Raw genomic sequence first — 774 nt, forward strand, 5'->3', positions numbered from 1 at the left:
ATCTGCCGCAGTGCGTCGGTGAGCACCGCGATGTGGTCGGCGACGGTGTTGGAACCGGCGTTGCCCGGTCTGAGCAGCATCGACAGCGACTCCTGCGTGTTCGCGCACCAGCACGCGAGCGGGTGGAAGCCCCACGTCTTCTTGAACGTGACCGCTGTTCCGGCCTTGTTCGATGCCGAGGTGATGATCGTGGCGTCGATATCGATGACGATCCACCCGGTCAGCCGCTTGCCCGCCACGCTCAGCCAGGGGAACCCGCCCGGCCGCAGGTGCAGCAGGTGCCACACGTGACGGCGTACCTTCGCCCGTGCCTTCGCGATCCGAGCCAGCGCGCGTTCGTCAAGGGCGGCCAGGGTGCGGCGCGCGGTGGAATCCGACGCTGGAACCCCGAACAACGGGCCGTGGTGCGCCTGTAGTTGCTCGGCTTCGGACAGGTTCGTCGCCCCGAGCACGATCGCGCCCGCCAGACCCAGCAGCACCTGCGCGCGGTCGCGCCAGGTCGCGCTTCCACCGCCCGGCCACAGACGGCCCAGCGCGGCGGTCAGCCCCACACGGTCCGCGACCTGGTGCAGCAGCACCACTCCGGCGTGCCCGACCAGCCCTTTCCCGTCGGCGGCCACAGACAGCCGCCGGTCCCACCCTGTACGCTCTGCCACCAGAAAGGTGCCCCTGGCTCTGTGCTGGATTCGACGTCGACACTCGCATCCTTGCAGGCCGCGGGCACCTTTTGCCTAACCCGACATCAGACCGGCCTGACCCGCTGAATACCCGAGG

1 protein-coding gene is annotated in these 774 nt (G+C 69.1%); it reads right to left on the reverse strand.

Features of this window, described 5'->3' with window-relative positions; genetic code table 11:
- Window positions 1-656, reverse strand: a 656-nt coding sequence (locus C7C46_RS29950; protein ID WP_245985184.1) for a transposase, incomplete at its 3' end; no start/stop codon positions are given.
- Window positions 657-774 lie beyond the last annotated feature (118 nt).

Source organism: Streptomyces tateyamensis (assembly GCF_003205575.1).
GTDB classification, from domain to species: domain Bacteria; phylum Actinomycetota; class Actinomycetes; order Streptomycetales; family Streptomycetaceae; genus Kitasatospora; species Kitasatospora tateyamensis.